This window comes from Streptomyces sp. NPDC017520, from assembly GCF_044329855.1.
Lineage (GTDB): Bacteria > Actinomycetota > Actinomycetes > Streptomycetales > Streptomycetaceae > Streptomyces.
The window spans coordinates 677,260-695,112 of sequence record NZ_JBIRKB010000001.1 but is presented as its reverse complement, the minus strand read 5'-3'; the positions used below and the strand labels follow the sequence as shown (position 1 = coordinate 695,112).

The 17,853-nt window shown below is 72.8% G+C and carries 15 protein-coding genes; 3 read left to right on the top strand and 12 right to left on the bottom strand.

Going from position 1 to position 17,853, the window contains the following annotated elements; translation table 11 throughout:
* Positions 1 to 59: 59 nt before the first annotated feature.
* The 3 genes from ACH4KB_RS03075 to ACH4KB_RS03065 form a co-directional block, all read right to left on the bottom strand.
* Positions 60 to 1,103: a 3-isopropylmalate dehydrogenase gene (locus ACH4KB_RS03075; RefSeq protein ID WP_398062992.1), complete on the bottom strand. Its 1,044-nt coding sequence runs from the start codon at positions 1,101 to 1,103 to the stop codon at positions 60 to 62.
* 124 nt (positions 1,104 to 1,227) lie between these two features.
* Entirely contained in the window at positions 1,228 to 1,356 is a 129-nt protein-coding gene (locus tag ACH4KB_RS03070) for a hypothetical protein (RefSeq protein ID WP_018960091.1), read from the bottom strand.
* 231 nt (positions 1,357 to 1,587) lie between these two features.
* Complete coding sequence (locus ACH4KB_RS03065) at positions 1,588 to 2,517, bottom strand: LysR family transcriptional regulator (protein WP_398062990.1); 930 nt, start codon at positions 2,515 to 2,517, stop codon at positions 1,588 to 1,590.
* A gap of 137 nt (positions 2,518 to 2,654) precedes the next feature.
* Here ACH4KB_RS03065 and ACH4KB_RS03060 point away from each other — a divergent pair, with 137 nt between their 5' ends.
* On the top strand, positions 2,655 to 3,665 hold the full coding sequence (locus tag ACH4KB_RS03060) for an NADP-dependent oxidoreductase (protein ID WP_398062988.1): 1,011 nt from the start codon (positions 2,655 to 2,657) through the stop codon (positions 3,663 to 3,665).
* 15 nt (positions 3,666 to 3,680) lie between these two features.
* Here ACH4KB_RS03060 and ACH4KB_RS03055 read toward each other — a convergent pair whose 3' ends face one another.
* Both ACH4KB_RS03055 and ACH4KB_RS03050 read right to left on the bottom strand, forming a co-directional pair.
* A complete protein-coding gene (locus ACH4KB_RS03055) occupies positions 3,681 to 4,232 on the bottom strand; it encodes a GNAT family N-acetyltransferase (RefSeq protein ID WP_398062986.1) in 552 nt (183 codons plus the stop codon).
* Between the two features lie 220 nt (positions 4,233 to 4,452).
* On the bottom strand, positions 4,453 to 5,523 hold the full coding sequence (locus ACH4KB_RS03050) for a S1 family peptidase (protein WP_398062984.1): 1,071 nt from the start codon (positions 5,521 to 5,523) through the stop codon (positions 4,453 to 4,455).
* A gap of 203 nt (positions 5,524 to 5,726) precedes the next feature.
* Here ACH4KB_RS03050 and ACH4KB_RS03045 point away from each other — a divergent pair, with 203 nt between their 5' ends.
* Positions 5,727 to 6,437 (top strand): nitroreductase family protein, encoded by a 711-nt coding sequence (locus ACH4KB_RS03045; protein WP_018960088.1) that lies wholly within the window; start codon positions 5,727 to 5,729, stop codon positions 6,435 to 6,437.
* 152 nt (positions 6,438 to 6,589) lie between these two features.
* Here ACH4KB_RS03045 and pruA read toward each other — a convergent pair whose 3' ends face one another.
* Both pruA and ACH4KB_RS03035 read right to left on the bottom strand, forming a co-directional pair.
* Entirely contained in the window at positions 6,590 to 8,221 is a 1,632-nt protein-coding gene (pruA, locus tag ACH4KB_RS03040) for an L-glutamate gamma-semialdehyde dehydrogenase (protein ID WP_398062982.1), read from the bottom strand.
* A 111-nt stretch (positions 8,222 to 8,332) separates the two neighbouring features.
* Complete coding sequence (locus ACH4KB_RS03035; RefSeq protein WP_398062980.1) at positions 8,333 to 9,259, bottom strand: proline dehydrogenase family protein; 927 nt, start codon at positions 9,257 to 9,259, stop codon at positions 8,333 to 8,335.
* A 191-nt stretch (positions 9,260 to 9,450) separates the two neighbouring features.
* Here ACH4KB_RS03035 and ACH4KB_RS03030 point away from each other — a divergent pair, with 191 nt between their 5' ends.
* On the top strand, positions 9,451 to 10,599 hold the full coding sequence (locus ACH4KB_RS03030) for a PucR family transcriptional regulator (protein WP_398062978.1): 1,149 nt from the start codon (positions 9,451 to 9,453) through the stop codon (positions 10,597 to 10,599).
* Positions 10,600 to 10,727: 128 nt separating this feature from the next.
* Here ACH4KB_RS03030 and ACH4KB_RS03025 read toward each other — a convergent pair whose 3' ends face one another.
* From ACH4KB_RS03025 to serA, 5 genes are all read right to left on the bottom strand, one after another.
* Positions 10,728 to 11,510 (bottom strand): isoprenyl transferase, encoded by a 783-nt coding sequence (locus tag ACH4KB_RS03025; RefSeq protein ID WP_398062976.1) that lies wholly within the window; start codon positions 11,508 to 11,510, stop codon positions 10,728 to 10,730.
* Between the two features lie 82 nt (positions 11,511 to 11,592).
* On the bottom strand, positions 11,593 to 12,123 hold the full coding sequence (locus tag ACH4KB_RS03020) for a hypothetical protein (RefSeq protein ID WP_398062974.1): 531 nt from the start codon (positions 12,121 to 12,123) through the stop codon (positions 11,593 to 11,595).
* Entirely contained in the window at positions 12,120 to 12,818 is a 699-nt protein-coding gene (locus ACH4KB_RS03015; protein WP_398062972.1) for a hypothetical protein, read from the bottom strand. Before ACH4KB_RS03015 ends, ACH4KB_RS03020 begins: the two co-directional genes overlap by 4 nt.
* A 126-nt stretch (positions 12,819 to 12,944) precedes the next feature.
* On the bottom strand, positions 12,945 to 15,437 hold the full coding sequence (locus ACH4KB_RS03010; protein ID WP_398062970.1) for a Tox-REase-5 domain-containing protein: 2,493 nt from the start codon (positions 15,435 to 15,437) through the stop codon (positions 12,945 to 12,947).
* 280 nt (positions 15,438 to 15,717) lie between these two features.
* Positions 15,718 to 17,310, bottom strand: coding sequence for a phosphoglycerate dehydrogenase (gene serA, locus ACH4KB_RS03005; RefSeq protein WP_018960078.1), 1,593 nt, complete (start codon positions 17,308 to 17,310; stop codon positions 15,718 to 15,720).
* Between the last annotated feature and the right edge of the window lie 543 nt (positions 17,311 to 17,853).

Below are 17,853 nucleotides of genomic sequence, written 5' to 3'. Positions count from 1 at the left end.
ACACGTGAAGCCGCCGGGCGCTGAGTGCGACCCGGCGGCTTCGAAGTGGAGTCGTCGGGTCAGCCCGCTACGCGTACCGCGAGGGCGTCGCCGATCTCGTCGGTCGTACGCGTGGCGGCCTCTTCGCGCTCCGCGAGGTCGGCGGAGACGGCGTCCTCGATGCGCGCGGCCTCGGTCTCGTAGCCGAGGTGGCGCAGCAGGAGGGCGACGGAGAGGACCGTGGCGGTCGGGTCGGCCTTGCCCTGCCCCGCGATGTCGGGGGCGGAGCCGTGGACCGGCTCGAACATCGACGGGAACGCGCCCGTCGGGTTGATGTTGCCGGAGGCGGCCAGGCCGATACCGCCGGAGACGGCGGCGGCGAGGTCGGTCAGGATGTCGCCGAAGAGGTTGTCGGTGACGATGACGTCGAAGCGCTCCGGCTGGGTGACGAAGAAGATCGTCGCGGCGTCGACGTGCAGATAGTCGGTGCTGACCTGCGGATACTCGGCGGCGACCCGGTCGAAGGTGTTCTTCCACAGGTGGCCGGCGTAGACGAGGACGTTGTTCTTGTGGACCAGCGTCAGCTTCTTGCGCGGGCGGGCCGCCGCACGCTCGAAGGCGTCCCGGACCACGCGCTCGACGCCGTACGCCGTGTTGAGGCTGACCTCGGTGGCGACCTCGGCGGGGGTGCCGGTGCGCAGCGAACCGCCGTTGCCGGTGTACGGGCCCTCGGTGCCCTCGCGGACGACGACGAAGTCGATGTCGGGGCGGCCGGCGAGCGGGGTCGCGGTGTTCGGGAAGAGCTTGGAGGGCCGCAGGTTGATGAAGTGGTCGAACGCGAAACGCAGCTTCAGCAGCAGCCCGCGCTCCAGGACGCCGGACGGCACGGAGGGGTCACCGATCGCGCCGAGGAGGATGGCGTCGTGGTTCTTTAGGGCTTCCAGCTCCGCGTCCGGGAGGGTGTCGCCGGTGCGGTGCCAGCGCTGGGCGCCGAGGTCGTACTCCTTGGTCTCCAGCTTCACATCCTGCGGGAGGACAGCGTTGAGGACCTTGAGGCCCTGGGCCACGACTTCCTGGCCGATTCCGTCACCGGGGATCACTGCGAGATCGATGCTGCGAGACATGCCGGAAGCCTAACGGTGCGTCCCACCCCATGACATCAGGCGTCCACCATACGGACGACCGCAAGGGTGTTCGGGGCGTTCGGGGTGGGGTCGAGTGGTACGCGGACGGCTCAGCGCGGACGGCTCAGTGGCCGGTCGAACCGCCGTTGTCGCGGCGGTCCAGGGCGCGCTGGAGAGCGGCGGCGGCGTTCTTGCGGTCCGACTCGGACGGACGGGGGGCGTGACGGACGCGACGGGCGGTGGTGGTGGCCATGATGGATCGACTCCTTGAGATCGCATGGATGCCGGGGGCAGGCCGCACATCGCGGTGCGGCGCCGAGGCCGGGCCGGGATCGGATTTCGAGGTGCCGGAAGGAGCGGGGGGCGTACGCCGCAGGGGGTTACCTGCTTCGGGGCGTGCACCCGCAACCGCCACAGTCGCTCGATCGAGCGATTCGTTCGGCTCCTACCAAGTTAGGACAGGGGAGCCGTCCTGTCTCCACAGTTACTCGGACTTCCTACTATCTGAGACGGCCGCCTTCGCGCGCTCCGCCCGCAGCTCCCGGATCAGCGCCTGCACCACGCGCGATCGTGCCTGCTCAGGGGTGGTGACATAGCCCACCCGACGGGTGGGACGGTCAGGTCCCAGAGCAGTGATCTCCGTTCCGTCGGGTGCTCCGTACAGGGACAGACCGGGCATGATCGCCATGCCGAGGCCACGGGACACCATCAAGAGCACCGCCCCGTCGTCCTCGGCCTCGACCGTCGCCCGGGGGATCCAGTCCTGGGCCGCCCACCAGTCGCGGGTGTACGAGGTGCAGTTCTCGGCCCAGTCGACCAGGGGCAGGGTGCGGGGCGTCGCGTGGCCGGCCGGGTGCACCAAGGCGTACTCCTCCTCCAGCAGTACGCCGCCGACCAGCCCCGGCGGTACCGGCGAGGCGGCCCCGAGCGTCGCGAGGGCCAGGTCCGCCCGGCCGTCCAGCACCTCGCCGACCGTGCCCCGGCCCACCTCGCGGACCATCCGGACCACCGGCTCGATCCCGGGATGGCGGGCGGTGAGCCGCGCCAGCACCGGTGGCAGCAGATGCAGGGCGGCGCTGCGGAAAGCGGCGATCCGCAGCGGGCCGCTCACCACGTCCGCACCGCCGGACGCACCACCGGACGCGGCGGCGGCCCCGCGGGCCTCGGCGCCCAGCACGTCGAGCAGCCGCAGGACGCGCCGGGCGTGCCCGGCGGCCACGTCACCGGCCGGCGTGGGCGCCGCCCCGAGCCGCCCGCGCTCGAAGAGCACCGCGCCGATCTTGCGCTCGCTGGCACGAACGGAGTGGGACACGGCGGACTGCGTCATGCCAAGGGTCCGGGCGGCGGCCGAGAATCCGCGCGCTTCCGCGACGGCGGCGATGACGCGGAGTTCCTGCGGGAGGAGGTCGTTCATCGCGCCACCCGGCGCCGGCCCTGGACCCCACGGGGTCCCTCGGCCGGACCCGATACATGAAAGCTGCTCATGGAAACGATTCTTCCATCGACGCCACCCCCTGCCCGACCACCGTGCTCCCTCCTAGCCTCAGCGGCATGACGACACAGCGCACCGCCCGCGCCTTCCACCTCGCCGCCCGCCCGCACGGCTTCCCGACAGCGGACCTCTTCGCCGTCGACGAGTCGCCCGTGCCGGAACCGGCTCCCGGTACGGCGGTGGTGGAGAACCTCTACCTCTCGGTCGACCCGTACCACCGCGAGGAGATGGACGGCGGCTGGGAGCTGGGGGTCCCGTTGGAGGGCCGTGCCCTCGGCCGGGTGACGGCCTCCCGGGCCCCCGGCCTCGCGGAGGGCGACCTCGTCCTGCACCGCGCGGGCTGGCGGACCCATGCCCTGGTAACACCCGGTGGACGCGGAACGCGTCCGGTGCCCGCGTACGAGGGGGTCCCGCTCACCGCCCACCTCTCGATACTCGGCGGCACCGGGCTCACGGCCTATGTGGCACTCACCCGGACGCTGGAGTTCCGGGCCGGTCAGGACCTCTTCGTCTCGGCGGCGGCGGGCGGCGTCGGCACCGCGGTGGGGCGGATCGCTCGACTGCTCGGCGCCGGACGCCTGATCGGGAGTGCGGGAACACCCGCGAAGGTCGCCCGGCTGACCGCGGAACTCGGATTCGACGCCGCCTTCGACTACCACGACGGCCCGGTCGGCGCACTGCTGGCGCAAGCGGCCCCGGACGGCATCGACGCCTATGTCGACAACGTCGGCGGGGACCATCTGGAGGGCGCGATCTCGGCCCTCCGCGAACATGGGCGGATCGCCTGGGTCGGCGCCATCTCGCAGTACCACTCCGCGCACGAGCCGCCCGCCGCTCCGCGCAACCTCTTCGACATCGTGGACAAGAGCCTGCGCCTGGAAGGGGTGTTGGTGCGCAACCACCCGGACGCGCAGGCGGAGTTGGACGCGCTGGTGGTGCCGCGTCTGCGCAGTGGGCTGGTCGTGCCCGACGTCACCGTCGTGGACGGTTTCGAGCGGACGGTGGACGGGTTCCTCGGGATGCTGCGGGGCGAGAACACCGGCAAGATGCTGATCCGGATCGCCGACTGAGACCCGCCCCGTCCGTCACAGCAGGTCGCCCTCCCTCCAGTCGAACTGGAGCGGGTGGCCGGTCGCGGGCAGAGCGCCTCCGGCCGCGGGGCGGACGTAGGTGGCCCCCTCCTCCTCGGGCAGCGGGACGGGGCCGGCCGGGCCGAGGGCGGCGAGCCTGCCGGGCCAGACCTGCCAGCCGCGCGACGCGTAGAGCGCGGCGCCGGCGGCGGAGGCGGACAGGGCCCCGAAGTCGTAGGCCGTGTCGATGACGTGTTCCAGCTCGGCCATCACCCGGTGGCCGAGGCCCGCGCGGCGGTGGTCGGCGCGGACGGCGACGGCCTCGACGTATCCGGCGCGGTAGGAGCGGTCCGCGTGCAGGACCCGGCGCTGGACGACGCTGCCGTGGGCGATCGGGCGGTCGTCCGCGTCGCACAGCAGGGCGTGGAGGCCGCCGAGGGAGTGCTCCCAGTCCTCGTCGCTGAAGTTGCCGTCGAAGGCGGTGTCGAGCAGCTCGCGGATGCGGTCCCGTTCGACTGCGGTGAGCTCATGGGTGTGGGCGATGCGCGGTACGGGAGAGCGGTCCATGCCCGTCAGCCTGCCAGCCGCCCCGGCCCGCCCGACACCGAATTGCGCCGCCACGCCACGCACAGGCCCGCCCGGACCGGGGTGCGCGGGGGTCCGGACGGGCGGGGGCCGTGGCCGCGGCGGTGACCGTTGCCGTAGCGGTGACCGTTGCCGTGGCGGTGACCGTTGCCGTGGCGGCAGCGGTGGCGGTGACCGTTGCCGTTGCCGTTGCCGTGGCGGCTCAGTACACCGTCACGCCGTACGCGGAGAGCGCCTCGGTGACCGGCTGGTGGATGGCCGAGCCCGCGGTGCCCGAGCAGCCGGAGCTGCCGGAGTGGATGCCGAGGGCGACGGATCCGGCGAAGTGCGCGCCGCCGCTGTCGCCGCCGGCCGAGCAGGCGGTGGTGCGGACCATGTTGTAGACGGGCCCGTCGCCGTAGTTGACGGTGACGTTGACGGCGGTGACCGTGCCGGAGGTCACCTTCGTCGTGGATCCGCTCTTCCTGATCGCCTGGCCGACGACGGCGTTGGCGGCGGAGGAGATGTCCTGGGTGGAGCCGTTGTACAGGTCGACGGTCCCGGCGGGCGAGGAGCCGTTCGTGTAGCGGACGATGCCGTAGTCGTTGGTCGGGAAGCTGGTGCCCTCCCGGACACCGACGACCGAACCGCCCGAGCTGGCCGACCAGTTGGCGGAGATGTTGGTGCAGTGTCCGGCGGTCACGAAGTAGCGGGCCCCGCCCTTGGTGACGTTGAAGGCCGCCGAGCAGCGGCTGCCGCCGCCGTAGATCGCTCCGCCGCCCAGCACCTCGCGGTGGAAGACGCCCGGTACGCGCTTGATGTCGACCGCGCCGTCGAGCCGTTCCGCGACGGCTTCGAGGCGGGCCATGTCCCGTGCGGAGACGGAGGAGTCGGCCTCGACGGCGACCCGGTTGGTGCGCGGGTCGACGCCCCAGGAGGTGCCGGTGATCTTGGCCTCGGCCTCCAGGGTCTCCATCGCGGCGTCCAGCTGGGCGGCGCTGCGGGCCACCCGGCGGACGGTGGCCCCGGCGGCGCGGGCCTGCTTCTCGGCCCGGTCGGTGGTGACGGTGACGACCAGCTTCCCGGTCTTCGCGTCGAGGTAGGTGCCGGCGGTGGCGGCCCCGAGCTGCCGCTCGACGGCGGCGTCGAGTGCGTACGCGGAGGGGGCGGGGACCGCCGAGGGAACGGGCGCCGCCGGGGTGTCGGCGGCAGTGGAGGGGGCGGCTCCGAGTCCGAGGGCGCCGGCGACGAGCAGCAGGGAAACACCGAGGCGCGCGCGGGAGTTGCGTCTCATGGGGGGAGCTCCTTCTGGGTGACGTGTGGGGGACGTACCGAGAAGGAATTTGACATGCTCATTACCTAGTCCACAAGACCGCGTGCCCGGGGCGCCGGAGGTCGGACAGCTGGTCCCGCTCAGCGGACACTGACCGGGACCGGTCCCGCGCCTGTCCGAAGCCCCGCTTCCCCCGCGTCTCCCCCACCGCGCACACTGCGGCCATGTCCGACACGACGCCCACGCCCCGGCAGTGGTCGCCCATCCATGGCGACCCGTACCGTCCCGCGCCCTACCGCCCCGAGCGGATCGCTCCGGAGGAGTCGCTCGCCCGTGCCGCCCGGCTGCGGGAGCGCATGGACGAGCGCAGGACCGTCCGCGCCTTCTCCCCCGACCCTGTCCCCGAGCAGGTGGTGCGCGACGCCATCGCGTGCGCGGCCACCGCCCCTTCCGGCGCGCACCAGCAGCCGTGGACCTTCGCCCTGGTCAAGGACCCCGAGGTCCGCCGCCGGATCCGGGAGGCCGCCGAGCACGAGGAGAAGGTGAGCTACGACGGGCGGCTCGGCGAGGAGTGGCTCGCGGCGCTGCGCCCGCTGGGCACGGACGCGGTGAAGGCCCATATGACGGACGCGCCGGCCCTGATCGTGGTGTTCCAGCAGCGCTACTGGCTGGGCGAGGACGGCACGAAGCGCAAGCACTACTACGGGGACGAGTCGGTCGGGATCGCGGTGGGCATGCTGCTCACCGCCCTGCACCTGTCCGGTCTCGCCGCGCTGATCCACACCCCGAGCCCGATGCGCTTCCTGGGCGAGGTCCTGAACCGGCCCGAGAACGAGAAGGCGTTCGCCGTGATCCCCGTCGGCTATCCCGCCGACGACTGCGAGGTACCCGACCTGGTGCGCAAGTCGCTGGACCAGGTGCTGGTGGAGATCTGAGAGGACGCCTCACAGAGGGGCCGCCCCCGTACCCATGGAAACCGCCCCCCGGCCGGCAGGGGGGCCGGTCGGGGGGCGGTGCTCTGGAGGGGGCTTCCGTCGCCGGGAGCCTCCGAGTCCGGGGCGTCGTGCTGCGGCGCCCCGGGAGGGCGTCAGCCCTGGTGGGGGTAGGTGTAGTCGGTCGGCGGGACCAGCGTCTCCTTGATGGCCCGGGTCAGGGTCCAGCGCTGGAGGTTCTGCGGGGCGCCCGCCTTGTCGCAGGTGCCCGAGGCACGGCCGCCGCCGAAGGGCTGCTGGCCGACGACGGCGCCGGTGGACTTGTCGTTGATGTAGAAGTTGCCCGCGGCGTAGCGGAGCTTGTCCATCGTGTACGCGGCGGCCGCGCGGTCGCCCGAGATGACCGAGCCGGTCAGCGCGTAGTCGGAGACCGACTCCATCTGCTCCAGCATGGCGTCGTACTGGTCGTCCTCGTAGACGTGGACCGCGAGGATCGGGCCGAAGTACTCGGTCGTGAAGACCTCGCTCTCGGCGTCGGAGCACTCGATGACGGTCGGACGGACGAAGTAGCCCACCGAGTCGTCGTAGGTGCCGCCCGCGACGACGGTGCACGCCGGGTCGGACTTCGCGCGGTCGATCGCGGCCTTGTTCTTGGCGAACGAGCGCTCGTCGATGACGGCTCCGATGAAGTTCGTCAGGTCGGTGACGTCACCCATCGTGATCGAGTCGACCTCGGCCGCGAACTCCTCCTTGAAACCGGAGTTCCAGATGGAGGCCGGGACGTACGCCCGCGAGGACGCGGAGCACTTCTGGCCCTGGAACTCGAAGGAGCCGCGGGTCAGCGCGGTCTTCAGAACGGCGCGGTCGGCGCTGGGGTGCGCGACGACGAAGTCCTTGCCGCCGGTCTCGCCGACGAGCCGCGGGTAGGTGCGGTACTTGGCGATGTTGTTGCCGACCGTCTTCCACAGGTGCTGGAAGGTGGGGGTCGAGCCGGTGAAGTGGATGCCGGCCAGGTCGCGGTGGTTCAGCGCCACCTCGGAGACGGCGATGCCGTCGCCGGTGACCAGGTTGATGACGCCCTTGGGCAGCCCGGCCTCCTCCAGGAGCTGCATCAGCAGCACGGCGGCGTGGGTCTGCGTCGGGGACGGCTTCCACACCACGACGTTGCCCATGAGGGCGGGGGCGGTGGGCAGGTTGCCCGCGATGGCCGTGAAGTTGAACGGCGTGATCGCGTAGACGAAGCCCTCCAGCGGACGGTGGTCCATGCGGTTCCACACGCCCGGGGAGTTCGCCGGGGGCTGCTCGGCGAGGATCTGGCGCGCGTAGTGCACGTTGAAGCGCCAGAAGTCGATGAGCTCGCAGGGGGTGTCGATCTCGGCCTGCTGGGCGGTCTTGGACTGCCCGAGCATGGTGGAGGCGGCCAGCGTCTCGCGCCAGGGGCCGGCCAGCAGCTCCGCGGCGCGCAGGATGATCGCCGCGCGGTCGTCGAAGGCCATCGCGCGCCAGGCCGGAGCGGCGGCCAGGGCCGCGTCGATGGCGTCCTGGGCGTCCTGCTCGGTGGCGCCGGCGAAGGTGCCGATGACGGCCTGGTGGTTGTGCGGCTGTACGACGTTCACACGCTCGCCGCCGCCCATCCGCTTCTCGCCGCCGATGGTCATCGGCAGGTCGATCGGGTTGTCGGCGAGCTCCTTGAGCTTCACCTCCAGGCGGGCGCGCTCCGGGGAGCCCGGGGCGTAGGAGTGAACCGGCTCGTTGACCGGCGCGGGGACCTGGGTGACGGCGTCCATGGTTGCCTTGTCTCCTTGGTGTCGGCGGGGATGGGTGTGTCGGCCGTGGCCGGTTCAGCCCCGGGTCGGGGCCGGGCGCTCAGTGCCTGTCGAAGGTCACCCGACAGGCGCTCAGCCCTTGGTGAGGATCGAGCGGCCGAAGAACAGCAGGTTGGCCGGCTTCTCCGCGAGGCGGCGCATGAAGTATCCGTACCAGTCGGTGCCGTACGCCGTGTAGACCCGCATCCGGTGGCCCTCGGCCGCGAGCCGGACGTGCTCGTCGCTGCGGATGCCGTACAGCATCTGGAACTCGTACTCATCCAGTTTGCGCCCGGCCTGGCGGCCCAGCTCCTGGGCGATGGCGATGAGACGGGGATCGTGGGACCCGATCATCGGGTAGCCCTCGCCCTCCATCAGGATCCGGGTGACGCGGACGTACGCCTTGTCGATCTCGGCCTTGTCCTGGTACGCGACGGAGGCGGGCTCCTTGTAGGCGCCCTTCACGATGCGTACGCGGCTGCCCGCGGCGGCGAGCCTGCGCGCGTCGTCCTCGGTGCGGAACAGGTAGGACTGGATGACGCAGCCGGTCTCCGGGAAGTCCTTCCGCAGCTCCTCGTGGATGGCGAACATCGAGTCGAGGGTGGTGTGGTCCTCGGCGTCCAGGGTGACCGTGGTGCCGATGGCGGCCGCCGCCTCGACGACCGGGCGCACGTTGGCGAGGGCCAGCTCGTGGCCGTTCTCCAGCGCTTGGCCGAACATCGACAGCTTGACGGACATCTCGGCGCGGGTGCCCAGGCCGAGGTCCTTCAGACGCCCGACGAGCTCCAGGTACGCGTCACGGGCGGCCTCGGCCTGCGCGGGCGTGGTGATGTCCTCGCCGACGACGTCGAGCGTGACCTCCAGGCCCTTGTCCGCGGCGTCCTCCACGATCGGCACGACCTGGTCGACGGTCTCCCCGGCGATGAAGCGGTCGACGACCTGCTTGGTGCCGGGCGCGGCCGAGACGAACCGGCGCATCTTGTCGCTGCGCGATGCGGCGAGAATCACGGGACCCAGCACGGGGCACCTCCACGAATGTACGGACGAAGGGCCGTAACGGTACGAACGTGAGCGGACCGGTACGGCACGGATAACCACTGTGAAATCTAGGTACCCCGTGCGGGCTGTGCCATCGACACCTGTCACGCATCCGTGGCCGCCATCTCAGACATCTGTCTGAAGAAGGGCGCGAAGGGGTGCAGAATGGCGGAGTGACAGGCGACTACCAGGAACTGGTCGACGAGATCTCGGCCCTCCTCGGCGCCCCGGCCACCCTGGAGAACCGGGATTTCGGCCTGGTCGCCTTCGGAGCCCACGACAGCGACGACGACTCCGCGATGGACCCGGTCCGCACCCGGTCGATCCTGACCCGGCGCTCCACGCCCGCCGTGCGCGCCTGGTTCGAGGGGTTCGGCATCACCCGGGCGACCGGCCCCGTCCGGATCCCCGCCGCCCCCGAGGCCGGGGTGTTCCGGGACCGCATCTGCCTTCCCGTACGCCATCGGGGTGTCGTCCTCGGTTACGTCTGGCTCCTCGACGCCGACCCCGGTCCGGCCGACGAGCAGCTGACCGCCGCGATGGAGGTCGCCGCCCGGATCGGGGCGCTGCTCTCCGACGAGGCGCGGGCGGGCGCCGACCTGTCGCGGGAGTTCGGCGCGGTGCTCACGGCGGGCCCCGGCCGGCAGCGCGACACCGCCGTCGCCGCGCTGGGCGAGGCGCTGGGGCCGGACGCGGAGGGGCTGCACACGGTGGTCTGCGTGACCCCGTGGGCGGACGACACGCCCTCGGTACGGGGGGTGGGCTCGGCGGCCGCCCTGGCGGCGGTCGCCGCGCCGGGGGGAGCCGGGCCGCTGTCGCTGGCGGCGCTCGTCCGGCTGCGCGCGCCGGACCGCCTCGACCCGGCCCTGAGCGCCGCGGACCGGTTGCGCACCGATGCAGGCCCGGCCGCGACCGGGGGGATCGCCACGCCGCGCAGGGGCCTGGACGAGCTGCCGGTCTCCTGGCGCGAGGCCACGGCGGCGGCCCGCGCGGCACGGGCCGAGACCCGCCTCGGCCCGGTCGCCCGGTGGTCGGCGATCGGCCCGTACCGTCTGCTGACCGCCCTCCCGGGCACCGGCGACGCCCCCGGGGACCCCGTGGTCGCCCCGCTGCTGACCTCGCCGCACCGGGAGCTGGCGCACACCGCCGAGGTGTTCCTGGACTGCGCGGGCCAGGCGGGCCGGACGGCCGCCGCGCTGGGCATCCACCGCCAGACGCTGTACTACCGGCTCTCCCGGATCCAGCAGATCACCGGCCTCGACCTGAACGACGGCGAGGACCGGCTGCTGCTGCACATGGCGGTGAAGCGGGCCCGGCTGTAGGAACAGCGGGCGGGCCCGGGCCCGGTCGGAGGAGCATCGGGCGGACCCGGTCGGAGGGGCATGGGGCGGACCCGGCTGGAGGAGCGTCGGGCGGACCCGGCTGGAGGAGCGTCCGGAAGGCCGGTCCTTCACTTGCCGAAGCGGCGGTCCCGGTTCGCGTACGAGCGCAGTGCGCGCAGGAAGTCCACGTGCCGGAAGGCCGGCCAGTAGCAGTCCACCCAGTGCATCTCGGCGTAGGCGGACTGCCAGAGGAGGAAGCCGGACAGCCGCTGCTCCCCGGAGGTGCGGATGATGAAGTCGGTGTGGTCGGCGACGGGCGAGTAGAGGTGCCGGGAGATGTCGTCGATCCCGAAGCGGGCGACCAGTTCGGCCGGGTCGCCGCCGGCCGCGATGTGCTCCTCGAAGGCGCTCTTCACGGCGTCGACGATCTCGCGCCGGCCGCCGTAGCCGACCGCCACGTCCACCTTGAGGCCGCCGCGCCCGGTCGTGGCGGCGGTGGCCTCCTTGAACACCCGGGCGCTGGCGCCGGGCAGCATGTCGAGCGAGCCGATCGCCCGGACCTCCCAGTCGCGGCCCTCGGCGGTGATGTCCCGGACGGTCTCCTCGATGACCTCGATGAGCGGGCCCAGTTCTTCGGCGGGGCGGCCCAGGTTGTCGTCGGAGAGCATGAAGAGGGTCACGTGCTCGATCCCGGCGGCCGTGCACCAGCCCAGGAACGTGGTGACCTTGGCGCCGCCCGCCCGGTAACCCTCCCGGACGTCCGTGTGCCCGGCCTTCCGGGCCCAGCGCCGGTTGCCGTCGACCATGATCCCGACGTGCTGGGGGCGCGGCAGGCCCACCAGGGTGGCGGCGAGCCGGCGCTCGTACACCGCTTCGATCGGCCGTCGGAGGAACAGGGGAAGCAGCTTCATGGGTCCACTCCATCACAGGACCGCCCGTGCCGGAGGACCCCGCCGACGGTCCCGGACGCCTCCGGCGTGTTCCGGCCGGTCCTCACAACGGGCTGTCCCCGTCGTCCGGTTCGGTGATCGGGCGGTCGCTGACCAGGGCGGCCAGCACCAGCGGCGCGTCGCCGTCGCTGTGCCCCACGGTCAGGGCGATCCACCGGCCGTCGGGGGCGAGGGGCCCCCAGACCACCAGGTCTCCGTACAGATCCTCGGCGAACAGCGCCTCGAACAACGGCTCCACGGCCGCCCCGGCCTCCCATCGCAGCAGCGCCACATGCAGCCGCACCGGCCGGTGCGGGCCCCAGTGGACGCCCAACGCCCCTGCCAGCGCCGCCAGATGCCCCTCGGCGGCCTCCACGGCTTCGTTCCACTCGGGGGCGTACACACCGGTGAGGGAGTGGCCCTCCCAGAGCGGCACGATCCGGAAACCCTCCCCGACGGTGACCGTCCACTCGCCGGTGGCCGGGTCGCCCTCGGCCGCGGTGGGGCCGGCCACCGGTACGGGGGCGGCGAGGAGCCCGGTGACCTCGGCCGCCGCGCGCTCCGCGTCGAACTCCTCCCCCGCGCGGGAGGTCACAGGACCGCCCGGTCCATCGGGCGCGGCAGCGGAGCCAACGCCCCCGCCTCACGCAGCCGCTGGTACACCCGCACCACGCCCACGCTGTCGCCCGGGGCCGCGATGCTCAGCAGCTCCCCGCCGCCCGGGACGGGTTCACGGACCACCTCCAGGCCTTCGGGGACCAGGGCGGCGCGGGCCGGGGAGAGGTAGCCGGTCCGGCCGACGACCGGGTCGCCCACGGAGTAGCCGGCGTCGTCCTCCAGAGCGTCCAGCACGTCGTCGTCGCTCACGTCGCCGAAGTCCGGTTCCCACACTCGGGCGAGGAGCGACAGGAGCGCCTCCTCGGGGACCACGGCCTCGTCCGGGGCATGGAGGATGATCGCGAGCGACTGGAGCAGGAACTCCGGCGCCCCGCCGGCCAGTCCGCTGACCTCCGCCTCCCAGCCGCGCGCCCCGGTGCCGACGAGCCGCAGCCCGGTGCCCGTGAGGTCCGACCAGTCGGCCGCGCTCCGGGCCGTGCGGACCGCGCCGAGCAGGGCGTCCCCGTCGGGGGTGAACGCGGTGGCGGGGCCGTTCCCGTGGACCTGGCTCCAGGCGTCGGCCGCCTGCGGGACCAGCTCGGCGAACCCGTCGAGGGTCCGCAGCCACCGGTCGGCCAGCGCCTCGGCCGACTCCGGCCGGGGACCCCAGAAGCCCCGCACTACACGTCGCATGCTCGTCTCTCCTCCGTCGGCCGGCCCGCTGCGCGCGGTCCCCCCGGCCGGACGGCGGCCGGGGTCACCACGCGTGCAGGCTACAAGGCGCCCCCAGGACGAGGACGGCTTGCGTCCCGGCGCGGCCTACTCGTCGAAGGCCCCCGGCTTCCTGGTGCTGTCGTTGGGCTTCGTCGGGCTGTGGACCACCTTGACCGGCAGCCCTTCGTCCCGGAAGGCCCTGCGGGCGGCCTTGGCCACCTCCGGGTCGGAGAAGTGCCACTCCACGCTCCGGCCACCGGACGCCTCCACCTGGGCGCGGGCCTCGGTGACGAACTTGTCCTTGCCCGAGGGGGTGAGGGCGCCGCTGCCGGACTTGGACAGATAGCTGCCGTAACCGTTCTTGGCCTCCAGGAACGTCTGCCGGGAGGAGTCCCAGCCGTCGTACTCCACCGCCGGCTTGCCCTCCCGGGGGTGCGGCACGACGTACTCCTGGCCCCTGTTGGTGCCGGTCACCTGCTCCTGGTAGCGCAGCCAGGACTCGTTCTTCCAGTTCGGCGCGGGGTTGCGGTCCCGGCTCGCCCAGTAGCCGTCGCCCGCGTCGGCGTCCCCGAGCGTACGGTCCTTGAGGTCGTCGGCCCAGGACGGCGGGTTGTAGTTGCGCGGGTCGGAGGTGTCGTTGCGCTGCGCCTGCGGGTACTTCTTCTTGTCCGCCTCCGCCTTGCGCGCCCGCTCGGGCTCCTCCAGCCTCTTCCGCTCCAGGTGGGCGGCCCGCTCGGCGGCCCGCGCCCGGGCGGCGGCCGCCTTGGCCGCCTCGTCGCAGCCACCCTCGGCGAAGACGACCCGGCCGTGGGGGCCGCCCGCCAGCACACCGGTGCCCGCGCCCGGCACGCCGCCGCCGCTCCCGCCTCCGCCGTACGGCACCCGCGGGGACCCGCCCGCGATCGCGCAACCGGTCCTGCGCGCCGCGTCCTCGGCGGTGTCCGCCGCGTCGTCGGCCTCCTTCGCCGCTTTCCGTACGCCGTCGAGGTCGCCGGCCTCGGCCGCCTTGCGGGCCCTGCGGGCCGCCGCCCCCGCATCGTCCGCGGCCTTCGCCACGGCTCCGGCGACCTTGCCCAGCGCACCGAGCTTGCCGACCTTGCCGACGACCTTCCCGACGTTGTAGCCGGGGATGAAGATCGAGCCGATGTTCCAGATCACGTCCGTGACGGCCCGGGTCTTCTCGCCGTTGTTCCAGCGCTCGCGGACCTCGTCCCCGACGAACACGTCGTCGCCGACCGTGACCACCGTGCCGGCGGACGCCTTGCCCCAGTCCAGGATCGCGCCCAGGTAGTCGCCGTCCGCCCACTTGTCGCCCGCGCCCGAGGAGTCCTTCGTCCACTGCTCGCCGAGTTGCCTGCCGTAGTCGGCGAGGCCCGACCAGGTCTCCGGCTTGAACAGGTCGATGATCCCGGTGATGTCGCCCCAGATGCCGTCGACCACGAGGCCCTTGACGACCTGCGTCGTACGGTCCCAGGCGCAGCCGAAGAAGCCCCAGCCGCCGCAGTCCTCCTGCTCCTCGGCCTGCTCGCGGCCCCCCTCGTCCTCACCGTCGTCGGACGCCTGTACGTCGTGGGCGGCCTCGGGCTCCTCGTTGTCGTCGGGGAAGGTGTCCTCGCCGGTGCCGGGGCGGCCTGTGTCGTCGGGGCCTCCCGTGCCGCCCCCGGTCGTGGCCGAGCCCTCGGACCCGCCCGGGCCTCCCGTACCGCCGGTGCCGCCCGTACCGCCGGTGCCGCCCGTACCGCCGGTGGCGTCACCGCCGGTGGTCCCCTCCGTGGACCCTCCGGTGACGCCGCCCGTGGTCGTCGAACCGCCGTCGGCTCCCCCGTTCGTACCGCCGTCCGCGCCTTCGTCCGCGCTCCCCGACGTACCGCCGTCGGCTCCCGCGTCCGTACCTCCGTCGGCTCCCCCATCCGTACCGCCGCCCGGACGGTCGCCCGCCTCGACGGAGCCGCTGCCCGGGGAGACCGGGCAGGAGCTGCCGGTCAGCGAGCAGATAGCGGACTGGAGGCCCTCGGTGATCCGGCCGCCGAGGCCGCCCACGGTCAGGGCCCCGATCAGCGCGACGACGATCAGGACCAGGCCCAGGTACTCCAGGGCGGACTGTCCCCGGTCCCGCTTCCAGGTGATCATGTGCGGGAGCGAGAACTTCGGCGGCTGCCCTCGTTCGCCGGGCGGCAGCCGGAACCACGCCCGGCTCCCCGCGCGGCTGATCAGAACGGTGATCAGGATCGGCAGGACCAGCTGGGTCAGCCCGTCCGGCGACCCCTCCCCGAGGTTGGCGAGGCCCCCGAGGACGAGCCACACCTGGACGGCGACGATGCCCCACCGCACCCGCGCGCCGCCGGTCCTGACCTGCCGGGCCAGCAGCGCCCCGAGCACCCCGGGGGCGGAGGCGTACAGCAGGATGCCGAGCACCTCGGCGCCCATCGCGTCCGCGGCGAGGGCCGAGCCGGTCAGGCCGATCGCCCCCAGCACCGTCGCCCCGAACAGCACGAGGAGAGCCACGCGGACCAGGACGAGCGGGCGCGGGAGTTCACGCCGCGGGGCGGCGGCCGGAGCCGGGCCTCCCGCTACGGGTATGCCACCGACAGCAGACATACGTGATCCGACCCCCGGCGCCCATGAGTGACATGACAACCGGTCACCCTAGGGTCGGGGACCTCGCACGTCGTGGGCCCCAGGACCCAACCCCGGGCCCACCTCGCGGGGTTGACCGGGACGCGGAAAGCAACGTACCCGGCAGCGGGGCCGCTCGTACGGGACGAGCGGGCCTGCTACCGGGTACGGAGCGGGGTCGTGCGGCTGAGCGCCTGCGTCAGCCAGTGAGCCTCATCGACGCTGCCGCGCCACCGGAGTGGGGCTCACCAACATGTCCGCGTCAGTCGGTGAGGTTCACCGAGCGGGCCGAGGAGGCGCCGATCTCCTCGGCGATCTCGGTCAGCACCGGCTGCGGGACGGTGTCGTCGACGGTGAGGACGACGAGCGCCTCGCCGCCCACGGCGGCCCGGGACACCTGCATGCCCGCGATGTTCAGCCCGGCCTCGCCGAGGATCTTGCCGACCGCGCCCACCACGCCGGGACGGTCCTGGTAGCGCAGGACGACCATGTGGTCGGCGAGGGCCAGATCGACGTCGTGCTCACCGATGGCGACGATCTTCTGGAGGTTCTTCGGCCCGGCCAGCGTGCCGGAGACCGCGACCTCCTGGCCGTCGGAGAGCGTGCCGCGCACGGTGACCACGTTGCGGTGGTCGGGCGACTCGGAGCTGGTGGTGAGGCGGACCTCCACACCGCGCTCCTGCGCGAACAGCGGGGCGTTCACATAGGAGACCGTCTCGTCGACGACGTCCTCGAAGACGCCCTTGAGCGCGGAGAGCTCCAGCACCTTGACGTCGTGCTGGGTGATCTCGCCGTACACCTCGACGTCGAGCCGGGCCGCGACCTCGCCCGCGAGCGCGGTGAAGATCCGGCCGAGCTTCTCGGCGAGCGGCAGGCCGGGACGTACGTCCTCGGCGATGACGCCGCCCTGGACGTTGACCGCGTCCGGGACCAGCTCGCCGGCCAGGGCGAGGCGGACGGACTTGGCGACCGCGATGCCCGCCTTCTCCTGCGCCTCGTCGGTGGAGGCGCCGAGGTGCGGGGTGCAGACGACCTGGTCGAACTGGAACAGCGGGGAGTCCGTGCAGGGCTCCTTCGCGTACACATCGAGGCCGGCGCCCGCGACGCGGCCCTCCTTCAGCGCGGAGGCCAGGGCCTCCTCGTCGACGATCCCGCCGCGCGCGGCGTTGACGATGCGCACCGAGGGCTTCACCTTGTGCAGTGCCTCGTCACCGATGAGTCCGAGGGTCTCGGGGGTCTTGGGCAGGTGCACCGTGATGAAGTCGGCGACCTCCAGCAGCTCGTCCAGGCTGAGGAGCTTGACGCCCATCTGTGCGGCGCGGGCCGGCTGGACGTAGGGGTCGTAGGCGACGATCTTCATGCCGAAGGCCGACATGCGCTGCGCCACCAGGACGCCGATGCGGCCGAGGCCGACGACGCCGAGGACCTTCTCGCTGAGCTCGACCCCGGTGTACTTGGAGCGCTTCCACTCACCGTTCTTGAGCGCGGTGTTGGCCTGCGGGATGTTGCGCGCGGTGGCCACGAGGAGACCGCAGGCCAGCTCGGCCGCGGTGACGATGTTGGAGGTCGGGGCGTTGACGACCATCACGCCGGCCTTGGTGGCCGAGGAGACGTCGACGTTGTCCAGACCGACGCCCGCGCGGGCCACGACCCGGAGCTTCTTGGCGGCGGCGATGGCCTCGGCGTCGACCTTGGTGGCGGAGCGCACCAGGATGGCGTCGACGTCGACGATCGCGGGGAGAAGCTCGGCGCGGTCCGCGCCGTTGCAGTGCCGGATCTCGAAATCCGGACCCAGGGCGTCGACCGTGGCGGGCGACAGCTCTTCAGCGATGAGTACGACAGGTTTCGAGCTCACGTGAGTCCTCACAAGTCCAGTGCGGACGGCCGTCCCGACGGCCGCAGGCGGTGGAGGGGCTAGCCGCGTGGAAGACGCACGACACTGTGGGCCCTGACGCGTGTATCTGTGGAGAAGTGTAGTCATGCGACGCGCCTCGTACTGCGCCCCGGTGGAAGGATCACCCGCACGAGGGTGGACGTGGTGTACACCCGTACGGAACTGCCCCTCCGGTACCCCCGTACGGAGCGGCTTCTCCGGTACCAGGGCCTGTCGTCAAACTGCCGTCGTCGCCCGAAGGGCGGCCGGGCGGCGCCTGGTGCGTGCGATCGCAAGGCGCCGGAATGGTCTCGTAGCGGAGCTACTAGTCCATTTCGGCAACGCCGCGAGCGTGCGTGCCAGGCGCCGCCCGGCAGGCGGCAGTTTGACGACAGGCCCTGAGCGGGGGGGGGGGGGGGGGGGGCCCCCCCCCCCCCCCCCCGCCCCGGGCGCGGGGGGGGTGGACCCCCCCCAGCGCGGGGGCGGCCGAACCCCCCCGGGGGGCCGCCCGGGGGGGGGGGCGGG

Coding starts and splice junctions, on each gene's coding strand:
- ACH4KB_RS03075 (WP_398062992.1), bottom strand. CDS start 1,103: ATGTCTCGCAGCATCGATCTCGCAGTGATCCCCGGTGACGGAATCGGC.
- ACH4KB_RS03070 (WP_018960091.1), bottom strand. CDS start 1,356: ATGGCCACCACCACCGCCCGTCGCGTCCGTCACGCCCCCCGTCCGTCC.
- ACH4KB_RS03065 (WP_398062990.1), bottom strand. CDS start 2,517: ATGAACGACCTCCTCCCGCAGGAACTCCGCGTCATCGCCGCCGTCGCG.
- ACH4KB_RS03060 (WP_398062988.1), top strand. CDS start 2,655: ATGACGACACAGCGCACCGCCCGCGCCTTCCACCTCGCCGCCCGCCCG.
- ACH4KB_RS03055 (WP_398062986.1), bottom strand. CDS start 4,232: ATGGACCGCTCTCCCGTACCGCGCATCGCCCACACCCATGAGCTCACC.
- ACH4KB_RS03050 (WP_398062984.1), bottom strand. CDS start 5,523: ATGAGACGCAACTCCCGCGCGCGCCTCGGTGTTTCCCTGCTGCTCGTC.
- ACH4KB_RS03045 (WP_018960088.1), top strand. CDS start 5,727: ATGTCCGACACGACGCCCACGCCCCGGCAGTGGTCGCCCATCCATGGC.
- pruA (WP_398062982.1), bottom strand. CDS start 8,221: ATGGACGCCGTCACCCAGGTCCCCGCGCCGGTCAACGAGCCGGTTCAC.
- ACH4KB_RS03025 (WP_398062976.1), bottom strand. CDS start 11,510: ATGAAGCTGCTTCCCCTGTTCCTCCGACGGCCGATCGAAGCGGTGTAC.
- ACH4KB_RS03015 (WP_398062972.1), bottom strand. CDS start 12,818: ATGCGACGTGTAGTGCGGGGCTTCTGGGGTCCCCGGCCGGAGTCGGCC.
- ACH4KB_RS03010 (WP_398062970.1), bottom strand. CDS start 15,437: ATGTCTGCTGTCGGTGGCATACCCGTAGCGGGAGGCCCGGCTCCGGCC.